The sequence below is a fragment of the Massilia sp. LXY-6 genome (genome assembly GCF_051233485.1).
GTDB lineage: Bacteria > Pseudomonadota > Gammaproteobacteria > Burkholderiales > Burkholderiaceae_D > Telluria.
The window spans coordinates 66,002-86,569 of record NZ_JBKFGF010000009.1; the positions used below are offsets into that span (position 1 = coordinate 66,002).

16 protein-coding genes are annotated in these 20,568 nt (G+C 67.8%); 7 read left to right on the plus strand and 9 right to left on the minus strand.

Annotation, left to right across the window (positions count from 1 at the left end):
• Positions 1-90: 90 nt before the first annotated feature.
• Positions 91-225 carry a hypothetical protein gene (locus tag ACI48D_RS04655; protein WP_435570045.1) on the minus strand — a complete coding sequence of 45 codons (135 nt, stop codon included), beginning with the start codon at positions 223-225 and terminating at the stop codon, positions 91-93.
• A 119-nt stretch (positions 226-344) separates the two neighbouring features.
• Here ACI48D_RS04655 and ACI48D_RS04660 point away from each other — a divergent pair, with 119 nt between their 5' ends.
• Genes ACI48D_RS04660 through ACI48D_RS04675 form a run of 4 tightly spaced genes read left to right on the plus strand, consistent with a single transcriptional unit; the run spans position 345 to position 5,009 of the window.
• Positions 345-794 (plus strand): MarR family winged helix-turn-helix transcriptional regulator, encoded by a 450-nt coding sequence (locus tag ACI48D_RS04660; protein ID WP_435570046.1) that lies wholly within the window; start codon positions 345-347, stop codon positions 792-794.
• A gap of 53 nt (positions 795-847) precedes the next feature.
• A complete protein-coding gene (locus tag ACI48D_RS04665) occupies positions 848-2,350 on the plus strand; it encodes an MDR family MFS transporter (protein WP_435570238.1) in 1,503 nt (500 codons plus the stop codon).
• Between the two features lie 18 nt (positions 2,351-2,368).
• The gene (locus ACI48D_RS04670) at positions 2,369-3,835 is read left to right on the plus strand and encodes an efflux transporter outer membrane subunit (protein WP_435570047.1); all 1,467 of its coding nucleotides are present in this window, start codon (positions 2,369-2,371) and stop codon (positions 3,833-3,835) included.
• Between the two features lie 16 nt (positions 3,836-3,851).
• Complete coding sequence (locus ACI48D_RS04675) at positions 3,852-5,009, plus strand: HlyD family efflux transporter periplasmic adaptor subunit (RefSeq protein WP_435570048.1); 1,158 nt, start codon at positions 3,852-3,854, stop codon at positions 5,007-5,009.
• Positions 5,010-5,041: 32 nt separating this feature from the next.
• On the opposite strand, the gene ACI48D_RS04680 is transcribed toward ACI48D_RS04675, so the two are convergent.
• From ACI48D_RS04680 to ACI48D_RS04695, 4 genes are all read right to left on the minus strand, one after another.
• Positions 5,042-5,974 (minus strand): 2-hydroxyacid dehydrogenase, encoded by a 933-nt coding sequence (locus tag ACI48D_RS04680; RefSeq protein WP_435570049.1) that lies wholly within the window; start codon positions 5,972-5,974, stop codon positions 5,042-5,044.
• The gene (locus ACI48D_RS04685) at positions 5,971-6,666 is read right to left on the minus strand and encodes a fumarylacetoacetate hydrolase family protein (RefSeq protein WP_435570050.1); all 696 of its coding nucleotides are present in this window, start codon (positions 6,664-6,666) and stop codon (positions 5,971-5,973) included. Before ACI48D_RS04685 ends, ACI48D_RS04680 begins: the two co-directional genes overlap by 4 nt.
• Before the next feature lie 123 nt (positions 6,667-6,789).
• Positions 6,790-8,451 (minus strand): methyl-accepting chemotaxis protein, encoded by a 1,662-nt coding sequence (locus tag ACI48D_RS04690; protein ID WP_435570051.1) that lies wholly within the window; start codon positions 8,449-8,451, stop codon positions 6,790-6,792.
• 155 nt (positions 8,452-8,606) lie between these two features.
• Entirely contained in the window at positions 8,607-9,686 is a 1,080-nt protein-coding gene (locus tag ACI48D_RS04695; RefSeq protein WP_435570052.1) for an aldose epimerase family protein, read from the minus strand.
• A gap of 207 nt (positions 9,687-9,893) precedes the next feature.
• Between ACI48D_RS04695 and ACI48D_RS04700 the strand changes: the two genes are divergently transcribed.
• The 3 genes from ACI48D_RS04700 to ACI48D_RS04710 all read left to right on the plus strand — a co-directional run bounded on the left by ACI48D_RS04700 (position 9,894) and on the right by ACI48D_RS04710 (position 15,002).
• A complete protein-coding gene (locus ACI48D_RS04700) occupies positions 9,894-11,978 on the plus strand; it encodes a CARDB domain-containing protein (RefSeq protein ID WP_435570053.1) in 2,085 nt (694 codons plus the stop codon).
• A 74-nt stretch (positions 11,979-12,052) separates the two neighbouring features.
• Positions 12,053-12,850 (plus strand): hypothetical protein, encoded by a 798-nt coding sequence (locus tag ACI48D_RS04705; protein WP_435570054.1) that lies wholly within the window; start codon positions 12,053-12,055, stop codon positions 12,848-12,850.
• A 76-nt stretch (positions 12,851-12,926) separates the two neighbouring features.
• Positions 12,927-15,002, plus strand: a complete 2,076-nt coding sequence (locus tag ACI48D_RS04710) for an EAL domain-containing protein (RefSeq protein ID WP_435570055.1) — start codon at positions 12,927-12,929, stop codon at positions 15,000-15,002.
• A gap of 38 nt (positions 15,003-15,040) precedes the next feature.
• Here ACI48D_RS04710 and ACI48D_RS04715 read toward each other — a convergent pair whose 3' ends face one another.
• From ACI48D_RS04715 to ACI48D_RS04730, 4 genes are all read right to left on the minus strand, one after another.
• Positions 15,041-16,306, minus strand: a complete 1,266-nt coding sequence (locus ACI48D_RS04715; RefSeq protein ID WP_435570056.1) for an MFS transporter — start codon at positions 16,304-16,306, stop codon at positions 15,041-15,043.
• 64 nt (positions 16,307-16,370) lie between these two features.
• Positions 16,371-17,021, minus strand: a complete 651-nt coding sequence (gene pgmB, locus ACI48D_RS04720; protein ID WP_435570057.1) for a beta-phosphoglucomutase — start codon at positions 17,019-17,021, stop codon at positions 16,371-16,373.
• Positions 17,018-19,357 (minus strand): glycoside hydrolase family 65 protein, encoded by a 2,340-nt coding sequence (locus ACI48D_RS04725; protein ID WP_435570058.1) that lies wholly within the window; start codon positions 19,355-19,357, stop codon positions 17,018-17,020. Before ACI48D_RS04725 ends, pgmB begins: the two co-directional genes overlap by 4 nt.
• 59 nt (positions 19,358-19,416) lie before the next feature.
• On the minus strand, positions 19,417-20,379 hold the full coding sequence (locus ACI48D_RS04730) for a LacI family DNA-binding transcriptional regulator (RefSeq protein WP_435570059.1): 963 nt from the start codon (positions 20,377-20,379) through the stop codon (positions 19,417-19,419).
• Positions 20,380-20,568 lie beyond the last annotated feature (189 nt).

Here is a 20,568-nt window from a genome sequence, read left to right on the forward strand (position 1 = left end):
GCCGCAGCCGTTGCGCCAGCACCTCGAGCACCTGGGCACCGGCCCAGCAGGCCGTGTGGGACAGCGGGTTCCAGCTCTTCAGGATCCAGCTCACCGCGCCCCGCCCCGCATTGATCGGGCGGTCGTCGACCAGGGCCGCGCCGCCACCGCCTCGAACAGCTTCTCGGCATAGTCGCGCGGGGTGGCGCCCATTCTGTGGACAGTCAGCAATGCGGCTTGCTGCATGAGGTTCTCCTTCTCATCGTTAAGACGACTCTGACACCACGGCTCACAAGGAATCGCTCTTTACAGATTGGCTTGCACAAACTAAACTCGATAGATTACTATCGATTCGATTGCTAACGATGAGTGACCTACCTGAATCCCCGGTCGGGGAGCGCTTTTCCGCCGCCGTGCACAACACGGCGCGCGGCTGGCGCCTCCTGATCGACAAGCAACTCAAGCACCTGGGCATCGGCCAGGCCGGCTGGATGACCATCGCCACGATCGCCAAGTCGGCCGAGCCGATGTCGCAGCGCGCCCTGGCCGACCTGGTCGGCGTCGAAGGCCCGTCGATGGTATCGATGCTCGACCGCCTCGAACGCGAGGGCCTGGTCACGCGCTCGGCCTCGCCCACCGACCGCCGCGTCAAGCTGGTCCACCTGACCGAGGCCGGCACGACCCTGTACCAACAGGTGCGCGAGCAGGCGACTGCCGTGCGCAGCGCCCTGCTCGGCGATATCGCTGCCGACAAGCTGGCCGCCGCCACCGAGCTGCTGGAACTGCTGCGCACCCGCATCGAGGAGCAGCTGTGAGCGCAGCCACTACCGGCGCGCCGGCGCCGGCGGATCCGCCGATCAACCGCACCATGATCACGATCTCGATCATGCTGGCGACCATCATCCAGGCGCTGGACGGCACCATCGCCAACGTCGCCCTGCCGCACATGCAGGGCGCGCTGTCGGCCTCGCAGGACCAGATCACCTGGGTGCTGACCTCCTTCATCGTGGCCGCCGCCATCGCCACGCCGCTGAACGGCTGGCTGGTCGACCGCTTCGGCCTGAAGAAGGTGTTCCTGGTGTCGGTGGCCGGCTTCACGGTCGCCTCGGCCCTGTGCGGCATCTCCATGAACCTGACCGAGATCGTCGTCTCGCGCATGCTGCAGGGCGTGTTCGGCGCGGCCCTGGTGCCGCTGTCGCAGTCGGTCCTGCTCGACATCAATCCGAAAGAGAAGCACGGCTCGGCGATGGCGGTATGGGGCATGGGCGTGATGATTGGCCCGATCCTCGGCCCGACCCTGGGCGGCTGGCTGACCGACAGCTACAGCTGGCGCTGGGTGTTCTTCATCAACCTGCCGATCGGCGCGGTGGCCTTCTACGGCATCTGGCGCTACATCCACCCGACCGTCGCCGCGCGCCGCGTGCGCTTCGACATGTTCGGCTTCCTCACGCTGTCGATCGCGATCGGCGCGCTGCAGATGCTGCTCGACCGCGGCGAGCAGAACGACTGGTTCCAGTCGATCGAGACCTGGGTCGAGCTGGTCCTGACGGCGCTGTCGTTCGCCTACTTCATCGGCCACACGCTGACGCGCCCGGCCGGCCAGTCCTTCGTCGACTTCCGCCTGCTGAAGAACTCGAACTACGTCACCGGCCTGCTGCTGATCTTCATCGTCGGCATGGTGCTGTTCGCGACCCGCGCGCTGATGCCGACCATGCTGCAGGGCCTGATGGGCTATCCGGCGGCGCTGGCCGGACTGGTGACGGCGCCGTCGGGGCTGGGCACGATGGCGGCCATGCTGGTGGTGGGCAAACTGACCGGCAAGGTCGACTTCCGCCTGCTGCTGGGCAGCGGCTTTGCCATCACCGCGTTCTCGCTGTGGCAGATGACCCGGTACACGCTGGGGCTGTCGCAGTCCGACATCGTGTGGCCGGGCGTGATCCAGGGCGTGGGCCTGGGCCTGGTGTTCGTGCCGCTGTCGGCCGCCACCTTCGCCACGCTGTCGCCGCAGATGCGCGCCGAAGGCACGGCGCTGTACAGCCTGATTCGAAACATCGGCTCCTCGATCGGCATCGCGCTGGTGCAGGCGCTGCTGGTGCGGAACACCCAGATCGCCCACGCCTCGCTGACGACCCACATCACCAACACCAACCCGGCGCTGAACGATCCGGCCAGCGTCTACAACATGGGCTCCCAGCTTGGCGCCGCCATGATCAACAACGAAGTCACGCGCCAGGCCTCGATGATCGCCTACGTCGACGACTACTGGCTGATGATGCTGCTCACCATGGCCGTGATCCCGCTGCTGCTCCTGATCCGTCCGCCGAAGGCATCCAGCGCCCCGGCCCCGGTCGATCACGCGCACCTCGATTAATTTGGAAAGCTAGAACAAGTGCGACACACCTCCCTCATCCTCAAGAATGCCGCGATCGCCGGCGCCGTGCTGGCGCTGCTGGCCGGCTGCATCGCGGTGCCGGCCGATACCGGGCCTGCGGCCGCGATCGGCCTCGCTGCGCGCGCCCAGCACGCGCCCGGCATCGATCTGCCCGCGGACGCCTGGCCGGCCGAACAATGGTGGCTGACCTACGGCGACCCGCAGCTCGACGCCCTGATCCAGGGCGCGCTGCATGACAACCCGAGCCTGGCCGTGGTGCAGGCGCGCATCGCCGGTGCCCAGGCCGCGCTCGCGGCCGAACGCGCCGACGAAGGTGCCCAGGTCGGCCTGGCGACTGGCATGAACCGCCAGCGTTATTCAGCCAACGGCTTCTTCCCGCCGCCGCTCGGCGGCGCCTGGTACAACGACGCCAACGTGCAGCTGCGCGCGTCCTACGACGTCGACTGGTGGGGCAAGCACCGCTCGCTGGTCGCCGCCGCGCTGGGCGAAACCAATGTACGCCGGGCCGAGGCCGCCCAGTCCGCGCAGGCGATTGCCGCCAGCGTCGCCCAGAGCTACTTCCGCCTGCAGATGCTGTGGGCGCGCCAGGACAACGTGAACGCTTTGGCGGCCGTGCAGCGCGAGCTGGTGGACGGCCGCAAGGCCCGCATCGCCCATGGCCTGGCCAGCAGCGAGCAGCTGGCCAGCGCGGAACTCGACCTCGGCGTGATGGAAGAGCAGGCGAAGCGCCTGAACACCCAGGCCGGTCGCGAGCGCGAAGTGCTGCGCGCCCTGATCGGCGGCGACACCCAGGCCCTCGCCAAGCTGGCTCGTGTCAAGCCGGCGCCCGGCGTCAACGCCCTGCCGCGCGAACTCGGCATGGAACTGCTGGCGCGCCGTCCGGACCTGCAGGCCGCGCGCTGGCGGGTCGAGGCCCAGCTCGGCCGCGTGGCCGCCAGCGAAGCCGCCTTCCGTCCCGACATCAACCTGGTGGGCGCACTCGGCCTCGACGCGGTCTCGCTCGGCAAGCTGCTGCGCTGGCCCAGCCGCACGCCGCTGATCGGCGCCACCCTCGACCTGCCGCTGTTCGACAGCGGCCGCCTGAAGGCCCAGCTGGGCGTGGCGCGCAGCAATCGCGATGAACTGGTCAGCGAGTACAACGAGGCCGTGCTGGCCGCCGTACGCGACGTGGCCCAGGAAGGCGCTACCCTGCAGGGCCTCGAGCAGGAATCGCGGGCGCACCAGCTTGCGCTGGACTCCAGCCGCAAGCTGGTCGACAGCGCCGAGGCACGCATGAAGCGTGGCCTGCTGGAACGCGCCGGCCTGCTGCAGGCGAGGATGACGCTGCTGCGCCAGCAGGATACCGACCTGCAGCTGCTCGACGCCCGCCTGCAGACCCAGGTGGCGCTGGTCAAGGCGCTCGGCGGCGGTTACCGCGCCACGCCGGACAACGCGTCCGCATCCGCTTCCAATAACATCAAATAATCAACGACACCGTCCCATGAGTACCGAGAACAACCCAATCCCTAACAAAGGCAAGCGCCGCGTCGTCCTGGCGGGCATCACCGTCGCCTTCCTCGCCGCCGGCCTGGCCTACGGCGCCTATTACACGCTGGTCGCCTCGAAGCGCGTCGAAACCGACAACGCCTACGTGGGCGGCAACCTGGTCAACGTCTCCTCGCAGGTGACCGGCAGCGTGGTCGAGATCCGCGCCGACGAAACCCAGTTAGTGAAAGCCGGCGAAGAAATCGTGCGCCTGGACCCGTCCGACGCCGAGGTGAACCTGGCCCAGGCCGAGGCGCGCCTGGGCACGGCCGTGCGCCAGCAGCGCGAACGCTATTCCAACGTCGAGCAGCTGAACGCCGTGGTCGAGCAGCGCCGTGTGACCCTCAAGGCGGCCCAGGACGACCTGGCGCGGCGCCTGCCGCTGGCGGCCGGCAACGTGGTTTCCGGCGAAGATGTGGCGCATGCGCGCCGCGCCGTCGAGGACGCGAAGGCCGCGCTGGACGTGGCGCTGAAGCAGGTGGCGGCGGCCCGCGTGGCCGTGGCCGGCGTGGCGCCGAGCGAGCACCCGGCCGTGCTGGCGGCCAAGGCCGATTACCTGTCGGCCTGGCTGGCGGCACGCCGCAACGCCATCGTGGCGCCGGTGAGCGGTTACGTTGCCAAGCGCAGCGTGCAGGTCGGCAGCCGCATCGCCCCGGGCGCGCCGCTGCTCTCCATCGTGCCGCTCGACCAGCTGTGGATCGACGCCAACTTCAAGGAATCGGAACTGCGCGACATCCGCGTCGGCCAGCCGGCCACGATCGAGGCCGACATCTACGGCAGCAAGGTGGCCTACCACGGCAAGGTGGTCGGCCTGGCCGCCGGCACCGGCAGCGCCTTCTCGCTGCTGCCGGCGCAGAACGCGACCGGCAACTGGATCAAGGTGGTGCAGCGGGTGCCGGTGCGGATCACGCTCGATCCGAAGGAACTGGCCCAGCACCCGCTGCGCGTGGGCCTGTCGGCCACCGTCGACATCGACATCAGCAAGCAGGGCGGCGGCGCGCTGGGCACCGTGGCGACGCCGGCGCCGACCTATGCGACCGATGTGCTGAACCAGCCGCTGCAGCAGGCGCAGGCGGCGACGGATGCAATCGTGGCCAAGAACATGGCCAATTGAGTTGGCCGTAGGGTGGGCACCCCGTGCCGACCCTACGTGACCGGCGTCAGCGCCCTGCCGCTCCTGAACCAAGCCCGCAGGTTATCCAGCATCAGCTGCGCCATCGCCGCCCGCGTCTCATGCGTGGCGCTGCCGAGGTGCGGCGTCAGGAGCACGTTCTCCAGTCCGAAGAAGCGCGCATCGATGTCCGGCTCGGCGTCGAACACGTCGAGCGCCGCGCCGGCGATGCGGCCCTGCGCCAGCGCCGCCAGCAGCGCCTCCTGATCGACCAGCGAGCCGCGCGCCACGTTCACCAGGTAGCCCCTCGGCCCGAGCGCGTCCAGTACGCGCGCGTCGATCATGCGCGCGGTCTCGGGTCCGCCCGGCGCCGCCACGATCAGGATGTCGACATCGCGCGCCAGCGCCGCCAGGTCGGCTTCGAAGCGCCAGTGGAGGTTCTGGTCGGTGCGGCCATGGTAGGCCAGGGCCACCCCGAACAGCTCCAGGCGGCGCGCGATGTCCTTGCCGATCCGGCCCAGGCCGACGATGCCGACGTGCTTGCCGGCCAGGCTGGTACTCAGGGGGAAGTTGGCATCGGGCCAACGCCCTTCGCGCACGTAGCGGTCGGCCTGGGGCAGCTTGCGCAGCAGGGACAGCAGCGCGCCGATGCACAGCTCGGCGACCGCGGCGTTCAGCACGTCCGGGGTGTTCGACACCACGATGCCGCGCTGCGCGGCCAGGCCGAGCGGGATCAGGTCGTAGCCGACGCCGCAGGTGGCGATGATCTCCAGGTCCGGCAGGCGTTCGACCAGGCTGGCCGGCACCTCCAGGTTGCTGCGCGTGACCAGCGCGCGGATCCCATGGGCGCGGCCCGGTTCACGCGCGAGGTCGCCGGCCCGCAGGCAATCGAATTCGGCATCGAGCTGCGACTGGATTTCGGGCGCGAAGCTGCCGATCTGCAGCAGCCCGCTTACCTTCGCCGTCATTCGCCGGCGACGACGAGTTCGAAGGTGGTCACGCCTTCCACGCCACCGCGCACGCGGTCGCCGGGGTTCAAGGCACCGACCCCGGACGGGGTGCCGGTGAAGATCAGGTCACCCGGGGCCAGCGTCACGAAGCGCGACAGGTAGCTGATCACGTCGGCCACCGGCCAGATCATCTCGTCCAGGTTGCCTTCCTGTTTGAGTTCGCCGTTCACCTCCAGCCAGATGCGGCCTTGTTGCGGGTGACCGGTGCACGACAGCGGCTGCAGTGGGCTGCAGGGCGCGGAGGCATCGAAGCCCTTGGCCATGTCCCACGGCCGGCCGTCCTTCTTGGCGATGGCCTGCAGGTCGCGCCGGGTCAGGTCCAGGCCGACCGCATAGCCCCACACCAGGTCGAGCGCGCGCTCGGGGGCGATGTCGGCGCCGCCCTCCTTCAGGGCCACCACCAGCTCGACCTCGTGGTGCAGTTCGCGCGTGGCCGGCGGATACGGCAGCGTGCCGCTGGCCGGCACCACCGCGTCGGCCGGTTTCGAGAAGAAGAACGGCGGTTCGCGGTCCGGGTCGGCGCCCATTTCGCGCGCGTGGGCGGCGTAGTTACGGCCGACGCAGAACACGCGGCGCAGCGGGAAGACCTGGTCGGAGCCGCTGATGGCGAGGGAGGCGGTGGTGGGCGGAGTAATGACGAAGCCAGTCATGCTGATCCTTGTAAAGACGGTTACCGGGCGCGCCTGCTGGCGGCGCGTCGGAGAGCCTAACATAATCGGCGATGGCGTGGATAGGACCGTCGTCTCCGCACAGCGGGGACGACGAGCCAACGCTTAAAACTCTTCCCAGTCGCTCACCGCAGCCGTCGCCGCGGGGCGCGCGGGACGTGCCGGCAGTGCCGTGCGGGCGGGCGCGCGCGGCGGCGCGGCAACGGTGGCCGATGCGGACGCATGATCGAGCTTGAACACCGCCACCGCCGCCGACAGGCGCGCGGCCTGGTCCTGCATGGACTGCGAGGCCGCCGCGGCCTGTTCGACCAGCGCGGCGTTCTGCTGGGTCACGGTGTCCATCTGGGTGATGGCTTCGTTGATCTGCTCGATCCCGGCGCTCTGCTCCTGGCTGGCGGAGCTGATCTCGCCGAGGATGTCCGTCACGCGGCGCACGCTGTCGACGATGTCGCCCATGGTGCTGCCCGCTTCCTGCACCAGGCGGCTGCCGGTGCCGACCTTGCCGCTGGAGTCGTCGATCAGGACCTTGATCTCTTTCGCGGCCGCGGCCGAACGCTGGGCCAGCGAACGCACCTCGCCGGCCACCACCGCGAAACCGCGGCCCTGCTCGCCGGCGCGCGCCGCCTCCACCGCGGCGTTCAGCGCCAGGATATTGGTCTGGAAGGCGATGCCGTCGATGACCGAGATGATGTCGGCGATCTTGCCGGACGCCTCGTGGATCTGCTGCATGGTCGTCACCACGTCATGGATCACCTGGCCGCCGCGCGCGGCGACCCCGGACGCCGCCTCGGCCAGGGTGTTCGCCTGGCGCGCGTTGTCGGCGTTCTGCTTCACGGTCGAGGTCAGTTCTTCCATCGAGGACGCCGTCTCTTCCAGCGAGCTGGCCTGCTGCTCGGTGCGGCTGGAGAGGTCCTGGTTGCCGGCCGCGACTTCGCTGGACGCGGTGCCGATCGCCTCGGTGCCGGTGCGCACCGTGGTCACGGTCTTGACCAGGTTCTCGTTCATCGTCTTCAAGGCCTGCAGCAGCTGGCCCATTTCGTCGCGGCTCGTCACCTCCACGCGGGTGCTCAGGTCGCCGGCGGCGACGGCGTTGGCGACGTCCAGGGCGCGGCGCACCGGGCGCGTGATCGAGGCCGAGATCCACCACGCCAGCGCGCCCGCACCGGCCAGGGTCAACAGGCCCACCGCCAGCATCAGGATGCGGGTATCGGCGTAGGTCTTGGCCGCGGCGCTGGCATCCTGGCCGGCGAGGTCCTTCTGCATCTGGATCTGTTCGCTGATCGCGCCCTTGAACGCCGTCAGGATGCCGCGCACTTCCCTGGTCAGGTAAGTCTTTGCGCCGTCGAGGTCATTGTTGCCGATCATCTGCAACAGCTGGTCCTGGGCCTTGACGTATTTGACGTAGAGCTCTTGCTGCTGGCGCAGGAGGTCGCGCCCATGCTGGTTTTCCAGAGTCTTGTCGAGGGTGGCGAGAATCGTCTCCGCCTCCTTGCGCGAGGCCATGATCTTCTCGCGCTGCGTGGCGCGGTCGGCGGCGTCATCGCTCAACATGATGTTGCGCAGGGCGATCGCGGTATCGTTCACTTCGTTCAGCATGCGCGTCATCAGGTCGAGCCGCGGCACCCGCTTGGTCACGATGGTATTGGTTCCCTCGTTGACCTTGCCAAGCATTGCCAAGCCCTGACCCACCGTGAAGACGAGCGCGATACAGATGACACCGAAGCCCATTCCGAGCCGCGTGCCGATCTTCCAATCATTGATATTCATTCTTTCTCCAAACCGTCATTGTGCGCTGGCAATTCATATATTTACCCACGGCAACTAAGGTTACGCTCCAGAATGGTGCGAAGTCGATGGAGAAAAATTAATGTTAGGAAATTTCTTTACATGATGAGTATTCTGCGCAACACCACATGCCAGTCTCAGGCTTCTACCGAAAACCGGAAGCGCGACTCGGTCGCATAGGTCTCGCCCGGCCGCAGGATCGTGTTTGGAAAGCCGGGCTGGTTGGGCGAGTCCGGAAAATGCTCGGGCTCGATGCAGAAGCCGCCCCGGTGCGGGTAGGCGCAGCCCTTGCCCGCCAAGCTGCCGTCGAGAAAGTTCCCGCTGTAGAACTGCACGCCCGGCTCCTGGGTGAACAGCTCCAGCACCCGCCCCGAGCCCGGGTCGCGCACGCGCACCGCGGCCCTGGGCTTGCCAATCGGCGCGCGGCTGCCGGCCGCCTTGTCGAGCACGAAGCAATGATCGTAGCCCTGGCCGTTGGCGAGCTGCTGGTCCGGCTCGCCGATGCGGCTGCCGATCGGGCGCGGCCGGCGGAAATCGAAGGGAGTGCCGTCCACCGGGCGCACCCCGCCCAGCGGGATCGATTCGGCGTCGATCGGCACGAAGCCGGCGGCGTCGACGAACAGCTCGTGGCCGAGGATGTCGCCGCAGCCTTCGATGCCGGCCAGGTTGAAATAGCTGTGCTGGGTCAGGTTGACGGGAGTCGGCTTGTCGGTGGTTGCGGAAAACCGCACCACGATCTCGTTCTCGTCGCTCAGGCTGTAGACGACTTGGGCATCGAGATTGCCCGGATAGCCCTCCTCGCCGTCCACGCTGCGGTAGCGTAGCCGCAGCTCGCCTCCCTCGGCGGCGGCCTGCCACAACACCTTGTCGAAGCCGCGCGTGCCGCCGTGCAGGTGGTTGTTGCCGTTGTTCGTGGCCAGCTCGTATTTGTGACCGTCAAGCACAAATCGGCCCTTGGCGATGCGGTTGCCGTAGCGGCCGATCAGGGCGCCGAAATACGGGCTCTCGCCGAGATAGGGTTCGAGCCTGTCGAAGCCGAGGGCAACGTCGGCCAGGCGGCCATCGCGGTCGGGCACGTGGATCTCGGTGATGATGCCGCCGAAATCCAGGATCCGCACCCGCATGCCGTTGCGGTTGGCGAGGGTGAACTGGGTGACTGGCGCGCCGTCGGGCAAGGTCCCGAACGGCGCCTGCGTGATACCGGTTTGCGCTTGCACGTGATGTCGTCCTCGGAGAATGGAACGTGGATGCCCCGATCCTAGCACGGGCGAAAAACCGGGCTCGCGCGCGTCTGCCGCGCTTCTTTATGTTGGTTATCGCACATTCAGTATTGACGAGCTCTGCTACGTTTTGTTCAAGAACGCGGGATGGATAACCGAGCGGAACGGTTCTGCCGCCTACCTGCGCGACCAAGGAGAAAAGTGATGAGATCGACAAGAACAACATGGTCTGCCTTGCCGCTGACCATGGCGGTGCTGTACGCCGGCATGCACGCCGGACTGGCCGGCGCCGCCACGCCGGCCAGCGGCGCGGTGAGCGACCGGAATACGGCGCTGAATTACACGGCCGGGCCTTTCCTGGTGCCCAACGTCAGCGGCCTGGCCGGCGCCGTCACCTGCAATACGGCGCTGCCCTGCGACGACTTCACGCTGACGGTCGACGTCCCCGCCGCCTATGCGGCAGACCATAACCTGGCGGTGCGCGTGAAGTGGTCGAACGCCACCGCCGACTTCGATCTCTACATCCTCGACGAGGGCGGCAACGTGGTCGGCTCCGCCGCCTCGCAGAGCGACCCCGAGGTCGCCTTGCTGCCGGCGGTGCCGGGCACCTACACGGTGCGCGTCGTGCCCTACGCCCCGCTCGGCGAAAGCATCTCCGCCAGCGTCGAACTGGTCGCGAAACCGGCGGTGGCCACGCCCGGCACCGGCACCCCGCCCAGCTATGTCAGCTACCAGCCGCCGGCCGGCAGCAAGCTCGGCACCACTGCCGGCGAACCTTCGATCGGCGCCAACTGGAAGACCGGCAAAGTGCTGTTCCAGTCGAATACCCAGACCCTGCAGGTGGCCTTCGACGATACAGTCAAGCCGGCAAGCGCGACCTGGCAGGCCAGGTCGGCCGGCCTTCCCAACTGTACCGCGGTCACCGGGCTCGATCCGATCCTGTGGACCGATTCGAAGCTCGGCCACAGCATCGAATCCCAGCTGCTCGCGAATCCCGTCGTGAACAGCCTGTCCTGCTATACCGACAACGACGGCGACAGCTGGACGCCGACCCAGGGCGGCGGCGTCGGCCAGGGCGTCGACCACCAGTCGATCGGCGGCGGCCCGTACGTGGCGGCGCTGGCGCCGCTGCTGGGCAGCTATCCGCACGCGGTGTATTACTGCTCGCAGTCGCTCGCCGCCGCCACTTGCGCGCGCAGCGACAACGGCGGCCTGAGCTACGGCCCGTCGATGCCGGTGTACACCCTCGCCGATTGCGGCGGTCTGCACGGCCACGTGAAGGTCGGCCCGGACGGCACCGTCTACCTGCCGAACAAGAACTGCGGCGGCCAGCAAGGCTTCGCGGTATCGACCGACAACGGCATGACCTGGACCATCCGCAAGGTCCCGGGCAGCACCGCCGGCGACAGCGATCCCTCGGTCGGCATCGGCGCCGACGGCACCGTGTATTTCGGCTACCAGAACGGCGACGGCCACCCGCGCGTGGCGGTGACGCGCGACCGCGGCCTGAGCTGGACCGACGACCAGGACATCAGCGCCCCGTTCGGCATCCAGAACACGGTGTTCCCGGCCGTGGTCGCGGGCGATGCCGACCGCGCCGCCTTCGCCTACCTCGGCACGCCGACCGCCGGCAACTACCAGGACGCCGCCTTCACCGGCCAGTGGCACTTGTACATCGCCCACAGCTACGACGGCGGCAAGAGCTGGATCACGACCGACGCGACCCCGACCGACCCGGTCCAGGCGGGCTGTGTCTGGCTGGGCGGCGGCTCGAATCCCTGCCGTAATCTGCTTGACTTCATGGACGCGACCGTCGATGCCCAGGGCCGCCTGCTGGTCGGCTATGCGGACGGCTGCACCCTGGCCTGCGCCACCAACCCGTCGCCGGCCGACGATCCGGCCAACGGCTACCACAGCCAGCTGGCATCGATCGCGCGCCAGGCCGACGGCAAGCGCCTGTTCGCCCGCTTCGACCAGCCCGACCTGGTGGTGACCTCGGTCCGCTCGGCACAGGTGAATTCGAAGGCCACCCTGATCGCCACCGTCGCCAACAAGGGCACCAGTGCCGCCGCCGGCGTCGTCGTGAGGTTCATGGAAGACACCTCGGTCGTCGGCAGCACCGCGCCGGTGAGCCTGGAGCCGGGCGCCAGCGCCGACGTCAGCATCGTCTGGCCGACCACGCGCACGCGCGGCACGCATGTGCTGACCGCCATCGCCGATCCGGACAACAGCATCGCCGAATCGGACGAGTCGAACAACAAGACGCAGGCCAGCGTGTACTTCAAGTAAGGCTGTAAGCCAAGGCCGGCATGACCCGGGCAACAGTGCCCGCCCGGTCATGCCGGTGCATGGCACAATGCCGCATGCTCCCAGCCACCTTCGACCGCTTCCGCGACATCATCCTCGGCACCGACCCGGATGCCATCGGCGCCCCGGACGGCATTCCCTCTTCCTTCCTGCTTGCCGGCGCCGGTCCGCTGAGCGCGCACTACATTCCCTTCGATTACCTCAACCGGCAGGCGCGCGTGGTCGTGGTCGGCATCACGCCGGGCTTCGCGCAATGGAAGAACGCGGTGCGGGAAGCGCGGCGCCAGCTCGCGCTGGGCGCGCCCGAGCACGAGCTGCTGCGCGCCGCCAAATACACCGGCGCCTTCAGCGGCGCGATCCGCCCCAACCTGGTGGCCCTGCTCGACCACGTCGGCCTGCAGCGCTGGCTCGGCGTCGCCAGCTGCGCCACCCTGTTCGGCGCGGACGCCCGCCTGATGCACGTGACGGCGGCGCTGCGCCACCCGATCTTCGTCGACGGCGCCAATTACAATGGCGCGAATCCGAACATGCTGACCACGCCGCTGCTGCAGGCCCAGTTGCTGGACTATTTCGCGGCCGAGGCGGCGCAGCTGCCCGATGCCGTGTTCGTGCCGCTCGGCCCCAAGGTCGGTCAGGCGCTGTCCTGGCTGGCGCGCCGCGGCATCCTCGACGAAGGACGCATCCTGCACGGGATTCCCCACCCGTCCGGAGCGAACGCGGAGCGGATCGCCTACTTCCTCGGCCGCAAGGATAAAAGCGCCTTGTCGAGCCGGACCAACGGCGCCCGGATCGATGCCGACCGCCTCGCCCTGCGCGCGAAGATGGCGGCTCTGGGCATGGTATCCTTGTCCTAATGCCGGGCCCGCTTACGTGTCCGCGTATCGAACGCGGCGTTTACACCGAAGCCGTCCAGTATCCAAACAGGCGACCATGTCAACGCACCCGTCGAACTACCAGTTGCTCACCCTGATCAAGCTCGAGGACCAACCCGCCGCCTTCTTCATGAGTCTGATCAAGGGCAGCAGCACGGCCATCGTCATCACCGATGCGCTGCGGGACGATCACCCGATCGCCTGGGCGAATCCGGCCTTCGAAGCGATGACCGGCTACCCGCTGGCCGAGGTGGTCGGCCGCAACTGCCGCTTCCTGCAGAACGGCGACCGTAAGCAGCCGGAACTCGCGGCGATGCGCGAAGCCATCGGCGCCGGCGGCAGCTTCAGCGGCACGCTGCGCAACTACCGCAAGGACGGCACCCCGTTCTGGAGCCGCATGCACCTGTTCCCGGTGCGCGACGGCGCCGGTGCCGTCACGAATTTCGCCGCCTTCCTGGAAGACGTCAGCGAGACCATCCATGCCCAGCGCGCCGCGGCGGCCGCACGCGCGCGCCTCTCCACCGTGCTCGAAAACATTTCGGATGGTTGCTTCTCGGTCGATTGCGACTGGCGATTCACCTACATGAACGCACGCGGTGCGGCCTGGCTGGGACGCCGGCCCGCCGAGCTGCTCGGCAAGAACATGTGGGACGAATTCCCGGAAGGGGTCGGCAGCCCGTTCGACCTCACCTACCGGCGCGCGCTCGCAAGCCAGACCCTCGCCAGCTGCGAGAACTTCTACGCACCGCTGGGTATCTGGATCGAGGTGCGTGCGTATCCGTCGAAGAGCGGCCTCACGGTGTTTTTCGCCGACATCACCGAACGCAAGGAAGCCGAGGAGCGCCTGGTCCACCTGGCGACCCACGACAGCCTGACCGGCCTGCACAACCGCTTGAGCTGCCTGCGCGCGCTCGACGACGCGCTGGCGCGCGACGACATGGTCGGCGTGCTGTTCATCGACCTCGACCACTTCAAGGAAGTCAACGACGCCCATGGCCACCAGGCCGGCGACCTGGTCCTGCAGGAGATCGGCAGGCGCCTGGCCACCTTTGCGGCCCCCGATACCACCGTCGCGCGCATCAGCGGCGACGAGTTCGTGTTCGTGCTCACGCATGCCGATACCGGCTCGGCGAAGGCGCTGGCGGCCGCGGTCCTGCGGCGCATGGCCGAACCGATCGCGGTCGACCACCTGAAGGTCGCGGTCGGCGCCAGCATCGGGATCGCGCTCGGCAAGCCAGGCACGCTGACGGCGGACGAGCTGCTCAACAATGCCGACGCCGCCATGTATGCGGCCAAGGACAACGGCCGCCATACCTTCAGCGTGTTCTCGCCCGAATCGGCGCGCCTGAGCAAGGAGCGCCTGCAACTGCGCCAGGAAGTCTTTTCGGCGCTCGAGCGGCGCCAGTTCGTGCTCTACTACCAGCCGCAGGTCAGCGCCGCCAACGGCGCCGTGGTCGGGGCCGAGGCCCTGCTGCGCTGGGACCACCCGGACCTGGGCGTGCTGGGCCCGTACGCCTTCCTGCCGATGCTCGAGGATTCGCCGGCGATCACGGCGGTCGGCGCCTGGGTCTGCGAGGAAGCCTGCCGCCAGGCGCGCGAATGGGAGCTGCTCGGCTACCGGCTGCAGGTGGCGGTGAACGTCTCGGCGCGCCAGCTGAGCGACGAGAACCTGCCGCTGCTGCTGAAGAACCTGGTGGCGCACTACGGCCTGCACCCGGAGCGCATCAAGCTGGAAGTCACGGAAAGCATGCTGGCCCAGGACATCGACAAGGCTGCCTCGGTGCTGCGTTCGCTGCAGCAGGAGGGCTTCGGCATCGCCCTCGACGATTTCGGCACCGGCTACTCGAACCTGTCCTACCTGCGCCGGTTTCCGATCACGGCGATCAAGATCGACCGCTCCTTCGTGCAGGAGATCGAGCAGGACCGCCGCTGCCTGGACATCGTCAACGGCGTGATCGCCTTCGCCAAGTTGCTCAAGCTGACGGTGATCTGCGAAGGAATCGAGACCGAGGCCCAGGCTGCCGCGATCCGCCCCACCGGATGCGACGTGCTGCAGGGCTACCTGATCGGCAAGCCGATGCCGGCGCGCGAGTTCCAGGCCCTGCTGCTGGCCCAGCGCGGCACGCCGCAGTAGGCCGATCCGGCCTGCCGCCAGCCGGACAAGGACGCCGCTCAGCTGCGCGCCGCCTCGCCTTCCGGCAGGGCCGCCTCGCCATGGCGCTCCACCTGGCGCTTGAAGAACCAGAGGCTGGCCAGCATCAGGGCGATCGGCACCAGGGTGAGATAAAACGCGAAGTGACCGTTGAAGCGCCCGAAGACGTAGCCCGTGATCAGCGAACCGGTGGTGCCGCCCAGCGCCGAGAAGATCACCAGCAGGCCCGTCATCGGCGCATGCTGGTGGCGCGGCAGCGACGACAGCATCACGGAATTGATGCCCGGGTAGATCGGCGCCATGAACAGGCCCACCAGGGGAAACAGGAAGGCCGCCGCCGGCGCCGTCGCCCAGCCGACGTTAGGGTCGTGGGCGATGCCGCGCGCCAGCGGCAGCGCCAGCAGCACCACCGCGCCCATCGCCACGATGCAGCCCGCCAGCACCGGATACCAGTTCAGGCGGCGCATGACGACGCCGGCCGACAGCCGCCCGAGCGCCAGGCAGGCGGCGTAGATGCTGGTCACCTGCACGCTCATCGCCGCCGGCAGCTTGAGGATTTCGTTGTTGAAGGTCGGCAGCCAGGTGCCGACGCTCTGCTCGACCAGCACGTACAAGAAGGCCGTGAGCACGAACACGCACACCAGCGGGCGCATGAACAGGCGCAGCATGTCGACGAAATCGGCGGCCGCGCCGCGGCCGTGCGGCGGCGCGGCGCTGCGCTCGTCGAAGCGGGTCGACAGCACCAGCAGGAAGGTCGCCGCGCACAGCCCGGACAGCAGCCAGTACACGTTCAGCCAGCCGAGCGACTTCGGATCGTTCGAATCGATGAAGAAGCCGAAGATCCAGTAGGCGCTCAGCACCCCGACCATGAAGAAGCCTTCCAGCATGTTGGTGATGCCGGCGTGCTGCTTGCGGTCCTGGGCGACCAGCCCGATCGACGAGTACACCGACACTTTTACCAATGCGAACGCCACGCCCACGCACAGGAACAGCAGCTTGGCGGTGGCGAAGCCCGGCAGCATCGGCATCGCCAGGGTGGCGCAGCCGACGATGGCGAGCGCCACCAGCATCGCGTTCTTGTAGCCGAAGCGCGGCAGGCTCGAGGCGACCAGGAACGACACCGCCGCGATCGGCAAGTCCTTGAAACCCTCCAGCACGCTGGCCGAGGTCTTGTCGATGCCGTAGCTGTTGATCACTTGCAGGATCACCGTCCCGACGCTGTTGAGCAGGATCGCGAACACGAAGTAGATCAGAAAGAGCGCCAGCAGGATGCGTCGGTTGTTCACGGTGTCTCCAATTCGTCGCCCCCGCGCAGGCGGGGGCCCAAGTTATTTTTATATTCGTGACAAATCAGCTGTAGTCGGCCAGCCTGAATCGGTCCATCGCCGGGATGATGTAATCGGCGCGCGCCAGCACCTGCGGGTCGCCCACGCCCACCGCCCTCATCCCCGCGTCCTTGATCGAGGCGACGCCGGCGGCGGCGTCCTCCACGCCCAGGCAGTCGCCGGGCGCGACGCCGAGGTGGCTCGCCGCGGTCAGGAAGATCTCCGGATGCGGCTTGCTGTTGGCGATGGTGGCGGCATCAACCACGTCGTCGAAGCGCCCGCGGATGCCGAGGCGGTCGAGCACCGTGAAGGCGTTCTTGCTGACCGAGGCCAGGCCGATCTTCAGGCCGGCCGCGCGGACCTCCTCCAGCGCGCGCAGCGCGCCCGGCAGCAGGTCGTCCGGCGTCATGGTCGCCACCAGTTCCTGGTAGTGGCGGTTCTTCGCATCGGCCAGCAGCAGCTTTTCCGCCGTCGCGAAGCTACGCGGCGCGCGCGCCAGGATCAGCTCCAGCGATCCCATCCGGTCGACGCCCTTCAGGTGTTCGTTGAAGGCCTCGTCGAACGGCGCGCCCACTTGGTCGGCCAGGCGCTTCCAGGCCAGGTAGTGGAAGCGCGCGGTGTCGGTGATGACGCCGTCCAGGTCGAAGATGACGGCCTTGAATCTGCTGTTGTTCATTCCTTGTCCTCCATGCGAATCTCGGGTAGCTGCGCGGTGAGCGTGAGCCGGCGGCCGCGGTGCGACAGGCTCAGCTCCGAACCCTGCAGCAGGCGGTAAACCACGATGCCGCCGCTGGCGACGTCGACTTCGAGCAGGGCGCCGTGCACCTGCGCCTTGAAGCGGTAGCCGCGCCATTTTTCGGGCAGCACCGGCGCAAAGCGCAGCCCCGCGGCGTCGATGCGCATGCCGGCGAAGCCGTAGGCCACGCCCAGCCAGGTGCCGGCCATCGCCGCCGTGTGCACGCCGTACTCGGTATTGCCGTGGGTGTTGTCGAGGTCGAGGCGCGCGGTTTCCATGAAATAGGCATAGGCCTTGTCGTGGTAACCCACTTCGCTTGCCACGATGCTGAAGATGCAGGACGACAGCGAGGAGTCATGGGTCGTCACGCGCTCGTAGAAATCGAAGTCGCGGCGCTTGTCCTCCAGCGAGAATTCGTTCGACAGCAGCAGCAGGGCCAGCACCACGTCGGCCTGCTTGCAGACCTGGTGGCGGTAGATCACCAGCGGGTGGTAATGCAGCAGCAGCGGATAATTCTCGTTCGGCGTATTCGCGAAATCCCAGGGCTGCTTCGACAGGAAGCTGTCGTCCTGCTCGTGGATGCCGAGTTCCTCGTCGTAGGGAAGGCGCATCGCGGCCGATGCGGCGCGCCAGGCCGCGATCTCGCCATCCTCCAGGCCGATGGCGGCGGCCACGCGCGCATAGTCGTCCGGACGCTCGGCACGCAGGCGTTCGGCGACGTCGGCCGCGAAGCTCATGTGCATGCGCGCCATCGCGTTCGTGTAGTAGTTGTTGTTGACGATGGCCGTGTACTCGTCCGGCCCGGTCACCGCATTGATGCAGAAGCGCTGCTGGCGGTCGTAGTTGCCGATCCCTAGCCAGATGCGCGCCGTCTCCAGCACGATCTCGGCGCCGCACGAGGCCATGAAGTCGAAGTCGCCGGTCGCCAGCAGATACAGGCGGATCGAGTAGGCGATGTCGGCGTTGATGTGGTACTGGGCGGTGCCGGCCGGGAAGTAGGCCGAGCACTCCTCGCCGGCGATGGTGCGCCACGGGTAGAGCGCGCCATGCTCATGCCCCATCTGGCGGGCCCGCTCGCGTGCCTTGTCCAGAATCGTGTAGCGGTACTGCAGCAGGGCGCGCGCAATTTCCGGCTTCGAGAACAGCAGGAAGGGGAACACGTAGATCTCGGTGTCCCAGAAGTAGTGGCCTTCGTAGCCTTCGCCGGTGACGCCCTTGGCGGCGATGTTGGTGCGGCCGTCGCGGCCCACCGACTGCAGCAGGTGGAACTGGTTGAAGCGCACGCCCTGCTGCAGGGCGTCGTCGCCGTCGATCGCGACGTCGGCATGGGCCCAGAAGTCGGCCAGGTAGGCCGCCTGTTCGGCAGCGAGGGCCTCGAAGCCGGCCTGCGCGGCGCGTTCCAGCTCGGCACGCGCATGCGGGGCGACCTGTTCTTCCGCCATGTCGCGCGAAGTCGCGTAGGCGATGTACTTGTGCAGGACCACGGTCTCGCCTTGCGTGCCGTCGATGTCGAAGGCGTGCCCGCCCTCGATCGCCTCGACCTTCGCCGCGGCGCCGAGCAGGCACGCCTCGGTGGCCGTCGCCAGCAGGAAGCCGCTGTGGCGGGTGCGCTGCAGCACCAGCATGCCCTGCGCCGTGCGCTGGCTTTCCAGCGTCGCAAGGCTGGGGCCGGTGATCGCCGAGCCGACGCGCGGATCGTCGCCGGCCTGCAGGTTGCTGACCTCGCTGTCGATGTCGGCGGCCAGGCGCAGGCGTCCCGAGAAATTCAGCGGCGTGACGGCGACCTCGATCGCGGCGACGTGCTTGCGCTGGAAGCAGACCAGGCGCCGGCTGGCGATGCGCACCCGCTTGCCGCCTTCGGATTCCCAGTCGACCGTGCGGGTGAGCAGGCCGGTGCGGAAGTCCAGCATGCGCTCGTAGTCCAGCACCCTGCCCCGCTCCAGGCCGAACACCTCCCCATCGACGCTGAGGCCGACGCGCTTGGCGTTCGGCACATTCAGCATGAATTCGTTGGTGCGCGCGAGGCCGTAGGCATTTTCAGGATAGACGATCGGTTCGGACTCGTAGAAGCCGTTCAGGTAAGTGCCTTCCAGCGTCTGCGCCTTGGGCGCCGCGTTGCCTTCCTCGGGCGTGCCGCGCATCCCGATGTAGCCATTGCCGAGCGTGAACAGGGTCTCGCGCAGGAAACGGGCCCCGGCATCGACGGCGCGTTCGCGGATGCACCAAGGCTCGGCGGCAATGCCCGGCGCGGGTGCGATGTTATCGATATCATTCATAGGCATGCTGGTTCGCTTGTCGGTTGGGTTCGGGTCGGCTCAGGTCAGCTCGGTTCAGCTCAGGTCTGCCGCACGATCAGGGTCGTGGGCAGCATCTCGGATTGCGCGGGCCGGCCTTCGATCATCGCCAGCATCTTCCTGGCCAGCAGCACGCCGCCGTCGCGCAGGTATTGGTGCACGCTGGTCAGCGGCGGCACGAAGCTGGCCGCACCCGGCGTGTCGTCGTAGCCGACGACCGAAATATCGTCGGGCACGCGCAGCCCGGCCTCGGTCAGGGCGCGGATCGCGCCCATCGCCAGCAAATCGCTGGCGGCAAACAGGCCGTCGCAGCTATGGCCGGCCTTCTTCTTCAGCAGCGCATTCACGCAGTCGAAGCCGGCCTCGAAGGTGAAGGCCTTGGGGCGCAGGATGTGCACGGTGGCGCGGCCTGCCAGCCCGTCGACGAAGCCGGCGCAGCGTTCCTGCACCTCGGCGTGATCGACGTCGCCCACGAAGATCAGCTTGCGCCGGCCCTGCTCCAGGAAGCGTTCGGCCACGCTGGCCCCGCCCTTGCGGTTGTCGCTGCCGACGACCACATTGCTGGAGCCGGCCTCCGGCGCGCCCCACACCACCAGCGGCATGCTGGTCTGCTGCAGCGCGCGCACCGCTTCGCCGTGCGAACCCTGGCCAAGCAGGATCAGGCCGTCGGCGCCCTGCACCGGCGCGGTGTCGAGCAACTGGCGCGAGGTCAGCACCACGCTGTAGCCGGCGGTGGTCAGCTCCTGGGTGATGCCGCCCAACAGTTCGAGCGGATAGGGATCGGACATCGGCCGTCCCTTCACCGGGGTCATCTCGACCACCACCGCCACCGAGTACGAACGGCGCATGCGCAGGTTGCGCGCGCTGATGTTGAAGCGATAGCCCTGCTCGGCGGCGATCCTGCGGATTTTTTCGCGCGTCTGCTCGGTCACCAGCGGACTGTCGCGCAGCGCGCGCGAGACCGTGATGGTCGACACGCCGGCCACGCGGGCGACGTCCTCCATCGTGACCGTGGAGTCGCCTGCCTGACGCGGCTTTGCGGCCGCCGTTTTTTTCGCTTGCGCCATTGAGATGAAAGGTGTTCCAAGAATGCCTGAGCCGGGTCGCATTATGACAGATTTCTTTGCTTTGTCGACAAATAATGACATCGATAACAATTACGTTGACATCGATAACATTCTTTGTTTCAATGG

Coding starts and splice junctions, on each gene's coding strand:
- ACI48D_RS04655 (WP_435570045.1), bottom strand. CDS start 225: ATGCAGCAAGCCGCATTGCTGACTGTCCACAGAATGGGCGCCACCCCG.
- ACI48D_RS04660 (WP_435570046.1), top strand. CDS start 345: ATGAGTGACCTACCTGAATCCCCGGTCGGGGAGCGCTTTTCCGCCGCC.
- ACI48D_RS04665 (WP_435570238.1), top strand. CDS start 848: ATGATCACGATCTCGATCATGCTGGCGACCATCATCCAGGCGCTGGAC.
- ACI48D_RS04675 (WP_435570048.1), top strand. CDS start 3,852: ATGAGTACCGAGAACAACCCAATCCCTAACAAAGGCAAGCGCCGCGTC.
- ACI48D_RS04680 (WP_435570049.1), bottom strand. CDS start 5,974: ATGACGGCGAAGGTAAGCGGGCTGCTGCAGATCGGCAGCTTCGCGCCC.
- ACI48D_RS04685 (WP_435570050.1), bottom strand. CDS start 6,666: ATGACTGGCTTCGTCATTACTCCGCCCACCACCGCCTCCCTCGCCATC.
- ACI48D_RS04690 (WP_435570051.1), bottom strand. CDS start 8,451: ATGAATATCAATGATTGGAAGATCGGCACGCGGCTCGGAATGGGCTTC.
- ACI48D_RS04700 (WP_435570053.1), top strand. CDS start 9,894: ATGAGATCGACAAGAACAACATGGTCTGCCTTGCCGCTGACCATGGCG.
- ACI48D_RS04705 (WP_435570054.1), top strand. CDS start 12,053: ATGCTCCCAGCCACCTTCGACCGCTTCCGCGACATCATCCTCGGCACC.
- ACI48D_RS04710 (WP_435570055.1), top strand. CDS start 12,927: ATGTCAACGCACCCGTCGAACTACCAGTTGCTCACCCTGATCAAGCTC.
- pgmB (WP_435570057.1), bottom strand. CDS start 17,021: ATGAACAACAGCAGATTCAAGGCCGTCATCTTCGACCTGGACGGCGTC.
- ACI48D_RS04725 (WP_435570058.1), bottom strand. CDS start 19,357: ATGAATGATATCGATAACATCGCACCCGCGCCGGGCATTGCCGCCGAG.
- ACI48D_RS04730 (WP_435570059.1), bottom strand. CDS start 20,379: ATGGAGGACGTCGCCCGCGTGGCCGGCGTGTCGACCATCACGGTCTCG.